The organism is Escherichia sp. HH26CH (assembly GCF_009820205.1).
In the GTDB taxonomy this organism is placed as follows: domain Bacteria; phylum Pseudomonadota; class Gammaproteobacteria; order Enterobacterales; family Enterobacteriaceae; genus Escherichia; species Escherichia coli_F.
Map to the genome: position 1 here is coordinate 278,374 of NZ_VNXM01000013.1, position 16,058 is coordinate 294,431.

At 51.3% G+C, this 16,058-nt stretch carries 18 protein-coding genes; 14 read left to right on the top strand and 4 right to left on the bottom strand.

The window, feature by feature from the left end; translation table 11 throughout:
* The first annotated feature begins 36 nt into the window (after positions 1 to 36).
* The 11 genes from folC to rpnB all read left to right on the top strand — a co-directional run bounded on the left by folC (position 37) and on the right by rpnB (position 10,309).
* Positions 37 to 1,305: a bifunctional tetrahydrofolate synthase/dihydrofolate synthase gene (gene folC / locus FQ015_RS06120; protein WP_160523842.1), complete on the top strand. Its 1,269-nt coding sequence runs from the start codon at positions 37 to 39 to the stop codon at positions 1,303 to 1,305.
* Entirely contained in the window at positions 1,295 to 1,957 is a 663-nt protein-coding gene (gene dedD, locus FQ015_RS06125) for a cell division protein DedD (RefSeq protein ID WP_000146990.1), read from the top strand. Before folC ends, dedD begins: the two co-directional genes overlap by 11 nt.
* 243 nt (positions 1,958 to 2,200) lie before the next feature.
* A complete protein-coding gene (cvpA, locus tag FQ015_RS06130; RefSeq protein WP_032184707.1) occupies positions 2,201 to 2,689 on the top strand; it encodes a colicin V production protein in 489 nt (162 codons plus the stop codon).
* Between the two features lie 35 nt (positions 2,690 to 2,724).
* Positions 2,725 to 4,242 (top strand): amidophosphoribosyltransferase, encoded by a 1,518-nt coding sequence (gene purF / locus FQ015_RS06135; protein ID WP_000334221.1) that lies wholly within the window; start codon positions 2,725 to 2,727, stop codon positions 4,240 to 4,242.
* A 94-nt stretch (positions 4,243 to 4,336) separates the two neighbouring features.
* Positions 4,337 to 4,906: a flavin prenyltransferase UbiX gene (gene ubiX / locus FQ015_RS06140; RefSeq protein ID WP_000825697.1), complete on the top strand. Its 570-nt coding sequence runs from the start codon at positions 4,337 to 4,339 to the stop codon at positions 4,904 to 4,906.
* A gap of 264 nt (positions 4,907 to 5,170) precedes the next feature.
* Positions 5,171 to 5,953 (top strand): lysine/arginine/ornithine ABC transporter substrate-binding protein ArgT, encoded by a 783-nt coding sequence (gene argT, locus FQ015_RS06145; RefSeq protein ID WP_039020357.1) that lies wholly within the window; start codon positions 5,171 to 5,173, stop codon positions 5,951 to 5,953.
* 217 nt (positions 5,954 to 6,170) lie between these two features.
* Positions 6,171 to 6,953, top strand: a complete 783-nt coding sequence (gene hisJ / locus FQ015_RS06150) for a histidine ABC transporter substrate-binding protein HisJ (protein ID WP_000737621.1) — start codon at positions 6,171 to 6,173, stop codon at positions 6,951 to 6,953.
* A gap of 89 nt (positions 6,954 to 7,042) precedes the next feature.
* A complete protein-coding gene (gene hisQ / locus FQ015_RS06155) occupies positions 7,043 to 7,729 on the top strand; it encodes a histidine ABC transporter permease HisQ (protein ID WP_000965505.1) in 687 nt (228 codons plus the stop codon).
* Positions 7,726 to 8,442, top strand: coding sequence for an ABC transporter permease (locus tag FQ015_RS06160; protein ID WP_000569957.1), 717 nt, complete (start codon positions 7,726 to 7,728; stop codon positions 8,440 to 8,442). The genes hisQ and FQ015_RS06160 overlap by 4 nt, the downstream gene beginning before the upstream one ends.
* A gap of 7 nt (positions 8,443 to 8,449) precedes the next feature.
* Positions 8,450 to 9,223 carry a histidine ABC transporter ATP-binding protein HisP gene (hisP, locus tag FQ015_RS06165; protein ID WP_001293612.1) on the top strand — a complete coding sequence of 258 codons (774 nt, stop codon included), beginning with the start codon at positions 8,450 to 8,452 and terminating at the stop codon, positions 9,221 to 9,223.
* Positions 9,224 to 9,418: 195 nt separating this feature from the next.
* Complete coding sequence (rpnB, locus tag FQ015_RS06170) at positions 9,419 to 10,309, top strand: recombination-promoting nuclease RpnB (protein WP_000156119.1); 891 nt, start codon at positions 9,419 to 9,421, stop codon at positions 10,307 to 10,309.
* A gap of 47 nt (positions 10,310 to 10,356) precedes the next feature.
* On the opposite strand, the gene FQ015_RS06175 is transcribed toward rpnB, so the two are convergent.
* From FQ015_RS06175 to yfcG, 3 genes are read right to left on the bottom strand one after another with little or no spacing between them, the layout of a single operon-like run.
* A complete protein-coding gene (locus tag FQ015_RS06175; protein WP_039021418.1) occupies positions 10,357 to 11,250 on the bottom strand; it encodes a TIGR01777 family oxidoreductase in 894 nt (297 codons plus the stop codon).
* A 20-nt stretch (positions 11,251 to 11,270) separates the two neighbouring features.
* Complete coding sequence (gene folX, locus FQ015_RS06180; RefSeq protein ID WP_039021419.1) at positions 11,271 to 11,633, bottom strand: dihydroneopterin triphosphate 2'-epimerase; 363 nt, start codon at positions 11,631 to 11,633, stop codon at positions 11,271 to 11,273.
* Between the two features lie 56 nt (positions 11,634 to 11,689).
* Positions 11,690 to 12,337 carry a GSH-dependent disulfide bond oxidoreductase gene (gene yfcG / locus FQ015_RS06185; protein WP_000566496.1) on the bottom strand — a complete coding sequence of 216 codons (648 nt, stop codon included), beginning with the start codon at positions 12,335 to 12,337 and terminating at the stop codon, positions 11,690 to 11,692.
* A gap of 139 nt (positions 12,338 to 12,476) precedes the next feature.
* On the opposite strand from yfcG, the gene yfcF reads away from it, so the two are divergent.
* The 3 genes from yfcF to yfcD are packed head-to-tail and all read left to right on the top strand — an operon-like array spanning position 12,477 to position 14,328.
* Positions 12,477 to 13,121 carry a glutathione transferase gene (gene yfcF, locus FQ015_RS06190; RefSeq protein ID WP_032303444.1) on the top strand — a complete coding sequence of 215 codons (645 nt, stop codon included), beginning with the start codon at positions 12,477 to 12,479 and terminating at the stop codon, positions 13,119 to 13,121.
* A 55-nt stretch (positions 13,122 to 13,176) separates the two neighbouring features.
* Positions 13,177 to 13,728, top strand: a complete 552-nt coding sequence (yfcE, locus tag FQ015_RS06195; RefSeq protein WP_000772452.1) for a phosphodiesterase — start codon at positions 13,177 to 13,179, stop codon at positions 13,726 to 13,728.
* A gap of 57 nt (positions 13,729 to 13,785) precedes the next feature.
* A complete protein-coding gene (gene yfcD / locus FQ015_RS06200) occupies positions 13,786 to 14,328 on the top strand; it encodes an NUDIX hydrolase YfcD (RefSeq protein WP_000437935.1) in 543 nt (180 codons plus the stop codon).
* 32 nt (positions 14,329 to 14,360) lie between these two features.
* On the opposite strand, the gene yfcC is transcribed toward yfcD, so the two are convergent.
* Positions 14,361 to 15,881, bottom strand: coding sequence for a putative basic amino acid antiporter YfcC (yfcC, locus tag FQ015_RS06205; protein WP_001274485.1), 1,521 nt, complete (start codon positions 15,879 to 15,881; stop codon positions 14,361 to 14,363).
* Positions 15,882 to 16,058: the final 177 nt, after the last annotated feature.

Consider the following 16,058-nt stretch of genomic DNA (forward strand, 5'->3'; position numbering starts at 1 on the left):
TTTTGCTATTCTCACCGTAACGAATCAGCGGATACCATGATTATCAAACGCACTCCTCAAGCCGCGTCGCCTCTGGCTTCGTGGCTTTCTTATCTGGAAAACCTGCACAGTAAAACTATCGATCTTGGCCTTGAGCGCGTAAGCCAGGTCGCGGCACGTCTTGGCGTTCTGAAACCAGCGCCATTTGTGTTTACCGTTGCGGGTACGAATGGCAAAGGCACCACCTGCCGTACGCTGGAGTCGATTCTGATGGCGGCAGGGTACAGAGTGGGCGTCTACAGTTCGCCGCATCTGGTGCGTTATACCGAGCGCGTACGTGTGCAGGGCCAGGAATTGCCGGAATCGGCCCACACAGCCTCTTTTGCGGAGATTGAATCGGCACGCGGTGATATTTCCCTGACCTATTTCGAGTACGGTACGTTGTCGGCGTTGTGGCTGTTCAAACAGGCACAACTTGACGTGGTGATTCTGGAAGTAGGGCTGGGCGGACGTCTGGATGCAACCAATATTGTCGATGCTGATGTTGCGGTGGTGACCAGCATTGCGCTGGATCATACCGACTGGTTGGGGCCAGATCGCGAAAGCATTGGTCGTGAGAAAGCAGGGATTTTCCGCAATGAAAAACCGGCAATTGTCGGAGAGCCTGAAATGCCTTCTACCATTGCTGATGTGGCGCAGGAAAAAGGCGCACTGCTACAACGTCGGGGCGTTGAGTGGAACTATTTCGTCACCGATCATGACTGGACGTTTAGCGATGCTCACGGCACGCTGGAAAATCTGCCGTTGCCGCTTGTCCCGCAACCGAATGCCGCAACGGCACTGGCGGCACTGCGTGCCAGCGGGCTGGAGGTCAGTGAAAATGCCATTCGCGACGGGATTGCCAGCGCAATTTTGCCGGGACGTTTCCAGATTGTGAGCGAGTCGCCACGCGTTATTTTTGATGTCGCGCATAATCCACATGCGGCGGAATATCTCACCGGGCGTATGAAAGCGCTACCGAAAAACGGGCGCGTGCTGGCGGTTATCGGTATGCTACATGATAAAGATATTGCCGGAACTCTGGCCTGGTTGAAAAGCGTGGTTGATGACTGGTATTGTGCGCCACTGGAAGGGCCGCGCGGTGCCACGGCAGAACAACTGCTTGAGCATTTGGGTAACGGCAAATCATTTGATAGCGTGGCGCAGGCATGGGATGCCGCAATGGCGGACGCTAAAGCGGAAGATACCGTGCTGGTGTGTGGTTCGTTCCACACGGTCGCACATGTCATGGAAGTGATTGACGCGAGGAGAAGCGGTGGCAAGTAAGTTTCAGAATCGGTTAGTGGGTACGATCGTGCTGGTGGCGCTGGGGGTGATTGTACTTCCAGGGTTGCTGGACGGGCAGAAAAAACATTATCAGGATGAGTTCGCGGCAATCCCTCTGGTGCCGAAAGCGGGCGATCGCGATGAGCCTGATATGATGCCAGCCGCCACCCAGGCGTTGCCGACACAGCCGCCGGAAGGCGCAGCGGAAGAGGTGCGGGCAGGTGATGCTGCCGCGCCGTCGCTCGATCCGGCCACTATTGCAGCCAATAACACCGAGTTTGAACCGGAACCTGCACCGGTCGCCCCACCGAAGCCGAAACCGGTGGAACCGCCTAAACCGAAGGTTGAAGCAGCACCTGCGCCGAAGCCAGAACCGAAGCCGGTCGTGGAAGAAAAAGCCGCCCCGACGGGTAAAGCGTATGTCGTCCAGCTGGGCGCGCTGAAAAATGCCGATAAAGTGAATGAGATTGTCGGTAAGCTGCGCGGCGCGGGTTATCGGGTTTATACGTCGCCATCCACGCCGGTGCAGGGTAAAATTACCCGTATTCTGGTTGGGCCAGATGCCTCGAAAGATAAGCTGAAAGGTTCGCTGGGTGAACTCAAGCAGCTTTCTGGCTTAAGTGGCGTGGTGATGGGCTATACACCGAATTAATACGGTTTTGCCTGATGCGACGAGGCCTGTGCAGGAGTAGAACCGTAGGTCGGATAAGGCGTTCACGCCGCATCCGACACGCATTGCCCGATGCTGCAAAGGCATAAAAAGTCGATGGCGTTGAATATTTTTTCAGCGCCATTTTTATTGATGCGCGGGAAGGAAATCCCTACGCAAACGTTTTCTTTTTCTGTTAGAATGCGCCCCGAACAGGATGACAGGGCGTAAAATCGTGGGACACATATGGTCTGGATTGATTACGCCATAATCGCGGTGATTGCTTTTTCCTCTCTGGTTAGCCTGATCCGCGGCTTTGTTCGTGAAACGTTATCGCTGGTGACATGGGGTTGTGCTTTCTTTGTCGCCAGTCATTACTACACTTACCTGTCAGTCTGGTTTACGGGCTTTGAAGACGAACTGGTTCGAAATGGGATTGCCATCGCGGTACTGTTTATCGCGACACTGATCGTTGGCGCTATCGTGAACTTCGTGATAGGTCAGTTGGTTGAGAAAACCCACCTGACGGGCACCGACCGGGTGCTGGGCGTCTGTTTCGGTGCGTTGCGCGGTGTGTTGATTGTTGCTGCCATTCTCTTCTTTCTCGACTCCTTTACCGGGGTGTCGAAAAGCGAAGACTGGAGCAAATCACAGCTGATCCCGCAGTTCAGTTTTATCATCAGATGGTTTTTTGATTATCTGCAAAGCTCGTCAAGTTTCTTGCCCAGAGCGTAAGTGCTCTGAGATGTGGCTTAACGAGGAAAAGACGTATGTGCGGTATTGTCGGTATCGCCGGTGTTATGCCGGTTAACCAGTCGATTTATGATGCCTTAACGGTGCTTCAGCATCGCGGTCAGGATGCCGCCGGCATCATCACCATTGATGCCAATAACTGCTTCCGTTTGCGTAAAGCGAACGGGCTGGTGAGCGATGTCTTCGAAGCTCGCCATATGCAGCGTTTGCAGGGCAATATGGGCATTGGTCATGTGCGTTACCCCACGGCTGGTAGCTCCAGCGCCTCTGAAGCGCAGCCGTTTTACGTTAACTCCCCGTATGGCATCACGCTTGCCCACAACGGCAATCTGACCAACGCTCACGAGTTGCGTAAAAAACTGTTTGAAGAAAAACGCCGCCACATCAACACCACTTCCGACTCGGAAATTCTGCTTAATATCTTCGCCAGCGAGCTGGACAACTTCCGCCACTACCCGCTGGAAGCCGACAACATCTTCGCCGCCATTGCTGCTACAAACCGCTTAATCCGCGGCGCGTATGCCTGTGTGGCGATGATTATCGGCCACGGTATGGTGGCTTTCCGCGATCCTAACGGTATTCGTCCGCTGGTACTGGGAAAACGTGATATTGACGAGAACCGCACAGAATATATGGTCGCTTCTGAAAGCGTTGCGCTCGATACGCTGGGCTTTGATTTCCTGCGTGACGTCGCGCCGGGTGAAGCGATTTACATCACTGAAGAAGGGCAGTTGTTTACCCGTCAGTGCGCTGACAACCCGGTCAGCAATCCGTGCCTGTTCGAGTATGTTTACTTTGCCCGACCAGACTCGTTCATCGACAAAATTTCCGTTTACAGCGCGCGTGTGAATATGGGCACCAAGCTGGGCGAGAAAATTGCTCGCGAATGGGAAGATCTGGATATCGACGTGGTGATCCCAATTCCGGAAACCTCTTGTGATATCGCGCTGGAAATTGCTCGTATTCTGGGCAAACCGTACCGCCAGGGCTTTGTGAAAAACCGCTATGTTGGCCGCACCTTCATTATGCCTGGCCAGCAGCTGCGTCGTAAGTCCGTGCGCCGTAAACTGAACGCCAACCGCGCCGAGTTCCGCGATAAAAACGTCCTGCTGGTCGACGACTCCATCGTCCGTGGCACCACTTCTGAGCAGATTATCGAGATGGCACGCGAAGCCGGAGCGAAGAAAGTGTACCTCGCTTCTGCGGCACCGGAAATTCGCTTCCCGAACGTTTACGGTATCGATATGCCGAGCGCCACGGAACTGATCGCTCACGGTCGCGAAGTAGATGAAATTCGCCAGATCATCGGTGCTGACGGGTTGATTTTCCAGGACCTCAACGATTTGATCGAAGCCGTTCGCGCTGAAAACCCGGATATCCAGCAGTTTGAATGCTCGGTGTTCAACGGCGTCTACGTCACCAAAGATGTTGATCAGGGCTACCTCGATTTTCTCGATACTTTACGTAATGACGACGCCAAAGCAGTGCAACGTCAGAACGAAGTGGAAAATCTCGAAATGCATAACGAAGGATAATGACTTCGCTCAGGGTGCCGGTCTGGCACCCTGACTTGCAACTCCCGCCGAAATCCTGCAAAGTCTGCCTGCAAGTCTGACAGGGCAACTATTTATGAAACGACTCATTGTGGGCATCAGCGGTGCCAGCGGCGCGATTTATGGCGTACGATTATTACAGGTTCTGCGCGATGTCACAGATATCGAAACGCATCTGGTAATGAGCCAGGCGGCGCGCCAGACCTTATCCCTTGAAACGGATTTCTCCCTGCGTGATGTGCAGGCATTAGCCGATGTCACGCACGATGCGCGCGATATTGCCGCCAGCATCTCTTCTGGTTCTTTCCAGACGTTGGGGATGGTGATTTTACCCTGTTCAATCAAAACCCTGTCCGGCATTGTCCATAGCTATACTGATGGTTTACTGACCCGTGCGGCAGATGTGGTGCTGAAAGAGCGTCGCCCGCTGGTGCTCTGCGTGCGTGAAACACCATTGCACTTAGGCCATCTGCGTTTAATGACTCAGGCGGCGGAAATCGGTGCGGTAATTATGCCTCCCGTTCCGGCGTTTTATCATCGCCCGCAATCCCTTGATGATGTGATAAATCAGACGGTTAACCGTGTTCTTGACCAGTTTGCGATAAATCTACCCGAAGATCTCTTTGCCCGCTGGCAGGGCGCATAACTCCACTGTTGCCCTGTTTCAGGGCAATTTTGCAACCGCGATCAAATCCTCAACATTTTGTTCCTGCCATTCAATCTAAACGCTGCGATCCAACCGCCATACCTGCTATCTTCAACTTCAGGACAATAATGCAACGTCTTATTAACATATTTAACGTTGAATGTTACTGTTGTCGTCAAGATGGCATAAGACCTGCATGAACGAGCCTGCAAACACACAACACAATACACAACATAAAAAAGCCATTTCACTTGAGGGTTATGTATGAAGAAGTCGATTCTCGCTCTGTCTTTGTTAGTCGGGATTTCCGCAGCAGCTTCCAGCTACGCGGCGATGCCGGAGACGGTACGTATCGGAACGGATACCACCTATGCACCGTTCTCATCGAAAGATGCCAAAGGTGACTTTGTTGGCTTTGATATCGATCTCGGTAACGAGATGTGCAAACGGATGCAGGTGAAATGTACTTGGGTTGCCAGTGACTTTGACGCGCTGATCCCCTCACTGAAAGCGAAAAAGATCGACGCCATTATTTCGTCGCTTTCCATTACCGATAAACGTCAGCAGGAGATTGCCTTCTCCGACAAACTGTACGCCGCAGACTCTCGTCTGATTGCTGCCAAAGGTTCACCGATTCAGCCAACGCTGGATTCACTGAAAGGTAAACATGTGGGTGTGCTGCAGGGATCAACCCAGGAAGCGTATGCCAATGATAACTGGCGCAGTAAGGGTGTCGATGTGGTGGCCTATGCTAACCAGGATTTGGTCTATTCCGATCTGGCTGCAGGACGCCTGGATGCCGCTCTGCAAGATGAGGTTGCTGCCAGCGAAGGTTTCCTCAAGCAACCTGCCGGTAAAGATTTCGCTTTTGCAGGCCCTTCAGTGAAAGACAAAAAATACTTCGGTGACGGCACCGGTGTCGGGCTACGTAAAGATGATGCTGAACTGACGGCTGCGTTTAATAAGGCGCTTGGCGAGCTGCGTCAGGACGGCACCTACGACAAGATGGCGAAAAAGTATTTCGACTTTAATGTCTACGGTGACTGATACGTCGCAGGGAAGCTGTACCTGATGGAATGATCATGGTGCACGCCAGGTTTGTTGCACTATCGTGGTGCATTAAAATGCATACTTAAGCATTTTTAATGAAAAATAATACGTCTAACGGGGCGGGATATTTTGCCTTGATGGTCAATTTTATGGCACGATAAGTGTAACAAACCTGTAAATATTCCCTATAAAAAGACTGTCAGTTGAGGACATTATGAAAAAACTGGTGCTATCGCTCTCTCTGGTTCTGGCTTTCTCCAGCGCAACGGCGGCGTTTGCTGCGATTCCGCAAAACATCCGCATCGGTACCGATCCGACCTATGCGCCATTTGAATCAAAAAATTCACAAGGTGAACTGGTTGGCTTCGACATCGATCTGGCGAAGGAATTGTGCAAACGCATCAATACGCAATGTACGTTTGTCGAAAACCCGCTGGATGCGTTAATCCCATCCTTAAAAGCGAAGAAGATTGACGCCATCATGTCATCGCTTTCCATTACGGAAAAACGTCAGCAGGAAATTGCCTTCACCGACAAACTGTACGCTGCCGACTCTCGTCTGGTAGTGGCGAAAAATTCCGACATTCAGCCGACAGTCGAGTCGCTGAAAGGCAAGCGCGTAGGCGTATTGCAGGGCACCACCCAGGAGACGTTCGGTAACGAACACTGGGCACCAAAAGGCATTGAAATCGTCTCTTATCAGGGGCAGGACAACATTTATTCTGACCTGACTGCCGGACGTATTGATGCCGCATTCCAGGATGAGGTCGCCGCCAGCGAAGGTTTCCTCAAACAACCCGTCGGTAAAGATTACAAATTCGGTGGCCCGTCTGTTAAAGATGAAAAACTGTTTGGCGTAGGGACCGGCATGGGCCTGCGTAAAGAAGATAACGAACTGCGCGAGGCACTGAACAAAGCCTTTGCCGAAATGCGCGCTGACGGTACTTACGAGAAATTAGCGAAAAAGTACTTCGATTTTGATGTTTATGGTGGTTAATCGCCATCGGTGAAAGAAAGCCCGCTCCCTTCGGGTAACCGGAGGGAGACAAGAGGCGGTAATTCACCACACACGACAGGACAGGCAGCATGTTGTATGGGTTTTCAGGTGTTATTTTACAGGGTGCGCTCGTCACGTTGGAGCTGGCGATCAGCTCTGTAGTGCTCGCTGTAATCATCGGTTTAATTGGCGCTGGCGGTAAGCTCTCGCAAAATCGGTTTTCGGGGCTGATTTTCGAAGGGTATACCACGCTGATTCGTGGCGTGCCGGATTTAGTGTTGATGCTGCTGATTTTCTACGGTTTGCAGATTGCGCTAAACACGGTGACGGAGGCGATGGGCGTCGGGCAGATTGATATCGATCCGATGGTCGCAGGTATTATCACGCTCGGTTTTATCTACGGTGCTTACTTCACCGAAACGTTTCGTGGCGCGTTTATGGCAGTGCCGAAAGGGCATATAGAGGCGGCGACGGCGTTCGGTTTTACTCGTGGGCAAGTGTTTCGGCGGATTATGTTTCCGGCGATGATGCGTTACGCTCTGCCAGGCATCGGCAACAACTGGCAGGTGATCCTCAAATCTACCGCTCTGGTTTCGTTACTCGGCCTGGAAGATGTGGTCAAAGCCACGCAACTGGCAGGCAAAAGTACATGGGAACCGTTCTATTTCGCCATCGTCTGTGGCGTGATTTACCTGGTTTTCACCACCGTTTCCAATGGTGTGCTGCTGTTCCTTGAGCGCCGCTACTCCGTGGGTGTGAAGAGGGCTGACCTGTGATCGAAATCTTACATGAATACTGGAAACCGCTGTTGTGGACCGACGGTTATCGCTTTACCGGTGTGGCGATTACCCTTTGGTTGCTGATTTTGTCGGTTGTGATAGGTGGAGTTCTGGCGCTGTTTCTGGCGATTGGTCGCGTCTCCAGCAATAAATACATCCAGTTTCCAATCTGGTTATTTACCTATATTTTTCGCGGTACACCGCTGTATGTTCAATTGCTGGTGTTCTATTCCGGCATGTACACGCTGGAGATTGTTAAGGGTACCGAGTTCCTTAACGCCTTTTTCCGCAGTGGCCTGAATTGTACTGTGCTGGCGTTGACGCTTAACACCTGTGCTTACACCACCGAGATTTTTGCCGGAGCAATCCGTTCGGTACCGCACGGAGAAATTGAAGCCGCCAGAGCCTATGGCTTTTCGACCTTTAAAATGTATCGCTGCATTATTTTGCCTTCAGCGCTGCGTATTGCGTTACCGGCCTACAGCAATGAAGTAATCCTGATGCTGCACTCTACTGCGCTGGCGTTTACGGCCACGGTGCCGGATCTGCTGAAAATAGCCCGTGATATTAACGCCGCCACGTATCAACCTTTTACCGCTTTCGGTATCGCCGCGGTGCTCTATTTAATCATCTCTTATGTCCTGATCAGTCTGTTCCGCAAAGCGGAAAAACGCTGGTTGCAGCATGTGAAACCTTCTTCAACGCACTGAGAATACGATGTCCGAGAATAAATTAAACGTTATCGATTTGCACAAACGCTACGGCGAACACGAAGTGCTGAAAGGGGTCTCACTGCAAGCGAATGCCGGTGATGTCATAAGTATCATCGGTTCGTCGGGATCGGGGAAAAGTACCTTTCTGCGCTGCATTAACTTCCTCGAAAAACCGAGTGAAGGATCGATCGTCGTTAACGGCCAGACGATCAATCTGGTGCGCGATAAAGACGGTCAACTCAAAGTCGCCGATAAAAATCAGCTGCGCTTACTGCGCACACGCCTGACGATGGTATTCCAGCACTTCAATCTCTGGAGCCATATGACGGTGCTGGAAAACGTCATGGAAGCGCCGATTCAGGTGTTAGGCCTGAGCAAGCAGGAAGCGCGCGAGCGGGCGGTGAAGTATCTGGCGAAAGTCGGGATAGACGAACGTGCGCAGGGGAAATACCCGGTGCATCTGTCCGGTGGTCAGCAACAGCGTGTTTCTATCGCGCGGGCGCTGGCAATGGAACCGGAAGTTCTGCTGTTTGATGAACCCACCTCGGCGCTCGATCCTGAACTGGTAGGCGAAGTGCTGCGTATTATGCAGCAACTGGCAGAAGAGGGAAAAACCATGGTGGTGGTGACTCACGAAATGGGCTTTGCTCGCCATGTTTCTACTCACGTCATTTTTCTCCATCAGGGGAAAATAGAGGAAGAAGGCGCGCCGGAGCAGTTATTTGGCAACCCGCAAAGCCCTCGTCTGCAACAGTTCCTTAAGGGATCGCTGAAATAATTCCCTCTCCGGTGGCTAACGCTGCCGGAGTATTTCATGGGGAATTTGCGAGTCCGCTTCCGCTGAAATGTAAAAGTTGCAGTCCGCTAAAAATACTTCTGAATTAGCTGTCCAAAGATAAAAACTGCCTGCTGCATTGGGTGTAAATCGTGGTTATTGTCGCGTCATCTTAAATTTGAGGGGTGACGGAACGCCATGACAATATCGACAACTTCCACGCCGCATGATGCGGTATTTAAATCTTTTTTACGCCATCCAGACACCGCGCGGGATTTTATTGATATTCATCTTCCCGCGCCGCTGCGCAAACTGTGTGATTTAACGACGCTCAAACTGGAACCAAACAGTTTTATTGATGAAGATCTGCGGCAATATTATTCCGACCTCTTGTGGTCTGTGAAAACGCAGGAGGGAGCGGGTTATATTTATGTGGTGATAGAGCACCAAAGTAAGCCGGAGGAATTAATGGCTTTTCGCATGATGCGCTATTCCATCGCGGCGATGCAAAACCATCTGGATGCAGGCTATAAAGAGCTTCCATTGGTGATCCCAATGCTGTTTTATCATGGTTGCAGAAGTCCTTATCCTTATTCACTCTGCTGGCTTGATGAATTTGCCGAGCCTGCTATAGCCCGCAAAATATATTCATCGGCTTTTCCGCTGGTGGATATTACCGTGGTGCCGGATGACGAGATTATGCAACATCGCAAAATGGCGCTGTTGGAGTTAATTCAGAAACATATTCGTCAGCGCGATCTGTTGGGATTAGTCGACCAAATTGTTTCGCTGCTAGTTACAGGGAACACTAATGACAGACAGCTAAAAGCCCTGTTTAATTACGTATTACAAACGGGAGATGCCCAGCGTTTCCGTGCATTTATTGGTGAGATAGCGGAACGAGCACCACAAGAAAAGGAGAAACTGATGACCATTGCTGACAGATTACGTGAAGAAGGCGCAATGCAGGGCAAACACGAAGAAGCTCTGCGTATTGCTCAGGAGATGCTGGAAAAAGGATTTGACCACGAAGTCATCCTGACGCTGACCCGACTTTCACCAGACGACCTAATCGCGCAAAGCCACTAATCCTGTAACACCGGGAATTAACTGGCGGATGTTTGCAGTACACCACATCAGTGAACAACATCCGCCAGCGCCTCTTCTAAATCGTACCAGCGAAACGCAAAACCCGCTTCTTCCAGCCTTTTGGGCAAAGCCCGTTGTCCACCTAATACCAGTACTGAAGATTCGCCCATTAACAGCCGGATGGCGGTCGCAGGGACGCGCAAAATGGCCGGACGATGCAGAGCATGACCGAGCGCATGGGCAAATTGTTCATTGCGTACTGGGTAGGGCGAAACCATATTAAACGGCCCGCGCAGCTCGTTATCCAGCAGCCAGAGAATACCGTTGACCATATCATCGATATGAATCCAGGCCAGATACTGCCGACCGGAGCCAATCGGCCCGCCCAGGCCAAGACGAAACGGCGGCAGCATTTTACCGAGGATCCCGCCGTCCGGTGCAAGCACCACGCCGGTACGCAGCAGGCACACACGTGTTTTGTCGCTTTGCGCCCGACAGGCAATCTCTTCCCAACGAGCGCAGAGTTTGTGGGTAAATTCGTTATGCGGCGGTTCCTCTTCAGTAACCACCACTTCACCTAAGTCGCCATAATAGCCCGTTGCCGAACCGGAAATGAGTACCGACGGCGGCGTGTCGCTGGCACTAATTAGATCGACCAGTTTTTGCGTGATATTCCAGCGGCTTTGGCAGAGACGATCTTTTTGCTCGTGAGTCCAGCGTTTATCGGCAATCGGTTCTCCAGCCAGGTTGATTACCGCATCAACGCCATTGAGGTTGCTTTGATCTGCAAGCCCTTGCCATAGTGTCACCCGGGGGCCGAGAACGGAACTGGCTTTCTGCGGGTTACGTGTCACTACCGTGATTTGATGGCCCAGCTCCAGCAAACGCGGAATCAAATGGCGACCAATTAATCCCGTCCCTCCGGTGATCACTATGTTCATGCAGCCTCCCGATATGGCGGTTAACGCTGCCAGCTTAAGGTCATGGATACCGAATCGGCGTAGCGCAGCGCGTGCAGTTTATCGATCTCTACTTCAGCATACGTCACCCAGTGATGTTCACGTGCGATATCGAGCACATCCTGAGTTAATTTTTCCAGCAAAGAGAAACGGTTATTTTCTACGTGCTGAATAATGTTTTTCGTTATGGTGCGATAATTCAGCGCATCGTTGATATCTTCGCTGGTGCGCGCTTTATCGGCGGGGTAGTGGATCGTCACGTTGATAACTATATCCTGACGGTTGTTAATTTCTTCTTCCTTAATTCCGATAAACGTACGTAAACGAAGGTTCTTTATACGAATAATAGCGGCAGGTTGTGCCATTGCAGGTTCTCCGTTGTTTTACTTAGAATTAAATAATACACGAGAACCTGTTTCTGTTAACTATCCGAACGCTCATCACTGAGTTGTGCTTTTAGTAGTGCCTGACCGGTGGCAGGGCGCGAACGGATCCGCTCATGCCAGTTCTTAACTGCAGGATACATTGCGAGGTCAATGCGCTGGCGAGTCCAGGCATTAACCCACGGCCAGCAGGCAATATCCGCAATGCTGTAGTTTTCTCCGCCCAACCAGGGCGAGTTTTCCAGCCGCTTGTTCAGCACGTGATACAGACGCTGAGTTTCAACTTGATAACGTTCAATAGCGTAAGGAATGGTTTGTGGTGCAGCGTGATTAAAATGATGATTTTGCCCAAGCATCGGCCCCAGCCCGCCTACCTGCCAGAATAGCCACTGTAATGTGGTGGCGCGTTCACGCATTTCATGACTTAAAAAGAGTCCCGTTTTCTCCGCCAGATACAACAATATGGCCCCGGACTCAAAGAGGCTTAACGGTTCGCCGCCATCGGCTGGGGAATGATCAACAATTGCCGGAATTTTGTTGTTAGGCGAAATGCGCAAAAATTCCGGGCGAAACTGGCCACCTTTCCCCAGGTCTACCTTAATCAAGCGATAATCCAGTCCTGCCTCTTCGAGAAACAACGTAATTTTGTGACCATTTGGCGTCGGGGCGAAATAGAGATCGATCATTGCAGCTCCGGTTGTCTAATCATCTGAACACCACAAGTATAGAAAGCGCGGCGACTTGCGTGAGTATTCGTCACGTGACAGTGACAAAAAGGCTCTATAGTTTGATAGTTAGCCCCCCCCCTTTATTGCCGAGGACATAATGAGTAAACCCGCTATCACGCTTTGGTCAGATGCCCATTTTTTCTCCCCTTATGTGTTATCCGCCTGGGTGGCGTTGCAGGAAAAAGGCCTGTCGTTTCATATCAAGACCATCGACCTCGACAGCGGTGAACATTTGCAGCCGACGTGGCAAGGTTACGGTCAGACACGCCGTGTGCCGTTATTACAAATCGATGATTTTGAGTTGAGTGAATCTTCTGCCATTGCGGAGTATCTGGAAGATCGATTTGCGCCACCGACCTGGGAACGCATTTATCCGCTTGATTTAGAAAATCGTGCGCGTGCACGACAGATTCAGGCCTGGCTGCGTAGCGATCTGATGCCCATCCGCGAAGAACGTCCGACGGATGTTGTCTTTGCGGGTGCGAAAAAAGCGCCACTGACGGCGCAGGGAAAAGCCAGTGCAGAGAAACTGTTCGCGATGGCAGAACATTTGTTAGCACTGGGTCAGCCGAATTTATTTGGTGAATGGTGCATTGCTGATACTGATCTGGCGCTAATGATTAACCGCCTGGTACTACATGGCGATGAGGTGCCAGAACGCCTGGTGGATTATGCAACATTCCAGTGGCAGCGAGCGTCTGTCCAGCGTTTTATTGCACTTTCGGCGAAGCAATCTGGCTGATAGCAACGGCAGAATCCAGTATCATAGCTTACGTTTTTTCGACGAGGAGTGAGTGATGAAACTGATGTTTGCATCGGACATTCATGGGTCGTTACCGGCGACGGAACGTGTTCTGGAATTGTTTGCCCAAAGCGGTGCCCAGTGGCTGGTGATCCTTGGCGACGTGTTGAATCACGGCCCGCGTAATGCTTTACCGGAGGGTTACGCGCCAGCCAAAGTCGCTGAACGGCTTAATGAAGTGGCACATAAGGTTATCGCTGTGCGCGGCAACTGCGACAGCGAAGTGGACCAAATGCTGCTGCATTTCCCGATAACCGCGCCGTGGCAACAGGTATTACTGGAAAAACAACGTCTGTTTTTGACGCATGGTCATCTATTTGGTCCGGAAAATCTGCCCGCTTTAAACCAGAACGATGTGCTGGTGTACGGTCATACCCATCTGCCAGTGGCAGAACAGCGGGGGGAGATATTCCACTTCAACCCCGGCTCGGTGAGTATTCCGAAAGGCGGTAATCCGGCGAGTTATGGCATGCTGGATAATGACGTACTGAGTGTAATCGCACTCAATGATCAAAGTATCATTGCGCAGGTCGCGATTAATCCGTAATTTACCCACAACTCAAAATGCGCCGTAAGAGCGCCAGAAAAAGAAGGTTTCCTGATAATGGAACAGCGTCGTTTGGCAAGTACTGAATGGGTGGATATTGTCAATGAAGAGAATGAAGTTATTGCACAAGCCAGCCGGGAACAAATGCGGGCACAGTGTCTGCGTCATCGTGCAACTTACATCGTCGTGCATGATGGCATGGGCAAAATTCTGGTCCAGCGTCGTACCGAGACAAAAGACTTTTTACCCGGCATGTTAGATGCGACCGCAGGCGGTGTGGTCCAGGCCGATGAGCAACTGCTGGAATCCGCGCGTCGCGAAGCGGAAGAAGAGTTGGGCATTGCCGGTGTCCCCTTTGCCGAGCACGGGCAGTTCTATTTCGAAGATAAAAATTGCCGTGTCTGGGGCGCGTTGTTCAGTTGTGTCTCGCACGGTCCCTTCGCCCTACAGGAAGATGAAGTCAGTGAAGTTTGCTGGCTGACGCCGGAAGAAATCACCGCACGCTGCGATGAGTTCACTCCAGACTCGCTGAAAGCGCTGGCGTTGTGGATGAAGCGCAATGCCAAAAATGAAGCCGTAGAGACTGAAACGGCAGAATGAAAAAAGAGCCGCAATTGCGGCTCTTAACATTTTTAGTGGTAGCCCATCAACTGAGCGCCGATAACCACGACGCTGGACATAATAAACAGCAGTCCAAGCAGTGTCGCGCCCACCTTCAGCCAGTTACGGAAGTCCACCCGACAAACACCGAGCGTTGCCATTAACGAAGCTGAGGTCGGGTAAATGATGTGACTGAAGCCATCACCAAACTGGAATGCCAGCACGGTAACCTGACGGTTAACACCGACCAGATCGCCAAGCGGTGCCAGTAACGGCATGGTTAACGCCGCCTGACCAGAACCGGATGTCACGAAGAAATTAAATACCGCCTGGAAGAGCAACATAAACCAGGCTGCAACTGCGTTATCCAGACCGCTAATGGCATTGGCAATGCTGTTTAGAATGGTATTTAACACACTGGCATCACCCGCTTCACCGTTACCGACCAGCAACAAAATCCCTTTGGCGAAACCCACCAGTAGGGCAGGGGCGATCATCATTCGCGCCCCTTCGGTGAAGGATGAAGCCATGGTATTAACCGTCATACCGTTTAGGCGGAAAACAACGCCGATGATGCCAATAACTAGCCCCATAGTGAAGAACTGGCTGGCTATTTCTGGAATAAACCAGGCATTGACGATAACGCCCCAAATTACCCAGATCATGACGGCGGTTAAAACAATCAATACCAGCCAGTCACCAAAGGTAAATGGACGCTGTTCTACATCCGCCTGTTTTTCGCGGAAGAAACGATCAGACTCATGAACGCGTGACAACAGCGGATTCTTTTTCACCCGCGAGGCGTACACCATAGTGAAGACCAGACCAATCAGAGTAGAGATTACCCATACCACGATGCGCAAACCGGAGCCAGAAAGCACCGGAACACCAGCGATCCCCTGAGCAACAACCACACAAAACGGGTTCATCCACGAACTGGCAAAACCGATTTGCGTGGCGATATAAGTCACCAGGACGGTGGTAATACTGTCATAGCCCAGCCGGACCATTAGCGGTGCGATGATAATGGCAAAGGCGACGGCCTCTTCCCCCATACCAAATACCGCGCCGCCAAGTGAAAAGAGAATAAACAAGGCAGGGATAAAGAGAATTTCATTCCCGCGTGTATGCCGAATAAGTGCCAGGATGCCGTTATCAATGGTTCCTGTACGCATCACGATGCCAAACGCACCGCCAATCACCAGCATAAACATGATGATGCCAACGGCTGTCCCGTATTTCGATCCTGAGGTTAATCCTTCAAACGGGAAATTCATCAGGCCCGGGCGTTCATCGCCCGTCGAGAATAGTTGCACGCGGTGATACTCAGGTTCGCCCGCCTCGTTAGTCAGAATGCGAAATGAGTGCGGATCTACGACTTTGCGTGTTTTTGTTTGACCATCAACCTGATACTGCACTTCCTGACTGTCAAACATCCCCACCGGAACTACCCAGGTGGCAAGGCTGGTTAAAATAGCAACAAAAAAGATAATCACCAGCGTATCGGGCATTGCCCATCTTCTGGTTGGTTTGGATTCAGTGATTGCGGACATAGCGCAGATATTCCCTTGCACAAAACAAAGTGGTAAGTATGCAAAGTGAGATGGCGCAATTCATTGATGCAGCGCAGTTAAGCAAGATAATCAGAAAGGATTAATGCAATTTAAGAGAATAAAAAACCGGAAATAGTGACTATTTCCGGTTCAGGTATCCGCAGCGCAAAGCTGCGG

What these genes read in the sequence shown, in the direction of transcription:
- yfcF (WP_032303444.1), top strand. Translation starts at nt 12,477, where the DNA reads ATGAGTAAACCCGCTATCACGCTTTGGTCAGATGCCCATTTTTTCTCC.
- cvpA (WP_032184707.1), top strand. Translation starts at nt 2,201, where the DNA reads ATGGTCTGGATTGATTACGCCATAATCGCGGTGATTGCTTTTTCCTCT.
- yfcC (WP_001274485.1), bottom strand. Translation starts at nt 15,881, where the DNA reads ATGTCCGCAATCACTGAATCCAAACCAACCAGAAGATGGGCAATGCCC.
- hisQ (WP_000965505.1), top strand. Translation starts at nt 7,043, where the DNA reads ATGTTGTATGGGTTTTCAGGTGTTATTTTACAGGGTGCGCTCGTCACG.
- rpnB (WP_000156119.1), top strand. Translation starts at nt 9,419, where the DNA reads ATGACAATATCGACAACTTCCACGCCGCATGATGCGGTATTTAAATCT.
- hisJ (WP_000737621.1), top strand. Translation starts at nt 6,171, where the DNA reads ATGAAAAAACTGGTGCTATCGCTCTCTCTGGTTCTGGCTTTCTCCAGC.
- folX (WP_039021419.1), bottom strand. Translation starts at nt 11,633, where the DNA reads ATGGCACAACCTGCCGCTATTATTCGTATAAAGAACCTTCGTTTACGT.
- ubiX (WP_000825697.1), top strand. Translation starts at nt 4,337, where the DNA reads ATGAAACGACTCATTGTGGGCATCAGCGGTGCCAGCGGCGCGATTTAT.
- yfcE (WP_000772452.1), top strand. Translation starts at nt 13,177, where the DNA reads ATGAAACTGATGTTTGCATCGGACATTCATGGGTCGTTACCGGCGACG.
- folC (WP_160523842.1), top strand. Translation starts at nt 37, where the DNA reads ATGATTATCAAACGCACTCCTCAAGCCGCGTCGCCTCTGGCTTCGTGG.
- yfcD (WP_000437935.1), top strand. Translation starts at nt 13,786, where the DNA reads ATGGAACAGCGTCGTTTGGCAAGTACTGAATGGGTGGATATTGTCAAT.
- purF (WP_000334221.1), top strand. Translation starts at nt 2,725, where the DNA reads ATGTGCGGTATTGTCGGTATCGCCGGTGTTATGCCGGTTAACCAGTCG.
- argT (WP_039020357.1), top strand. Translation starts at nt 5,171, where the DNA reads ATGAAGAAGTCGATTCTCGCTCTGTCTTTGTTAGTCGGGATTTCCGCA.
- hisP (WP_001293612.1), top strand. Translation starts at nt 8,450, where the DNA reads ATGTCCGAGAATAAATTAAACGTTATCGATTTGCACAAACGCTACGGC.
- yfcG (WP_000566496.1), bottom strand. Translation starts at nt 12,337, where the DNA reads ATGATCGATCTCTATTTCGCCCCGACGCCAAATGGTCACAAAATTACG.
- FQ015_RS06175 (WP_039021418.1), bottom strand. Translation starts at nt 11,250, where the DNA reads ATGAACATAGTGATCACCGGAGGGACGGGATTAATTGGTCGCCATTTG.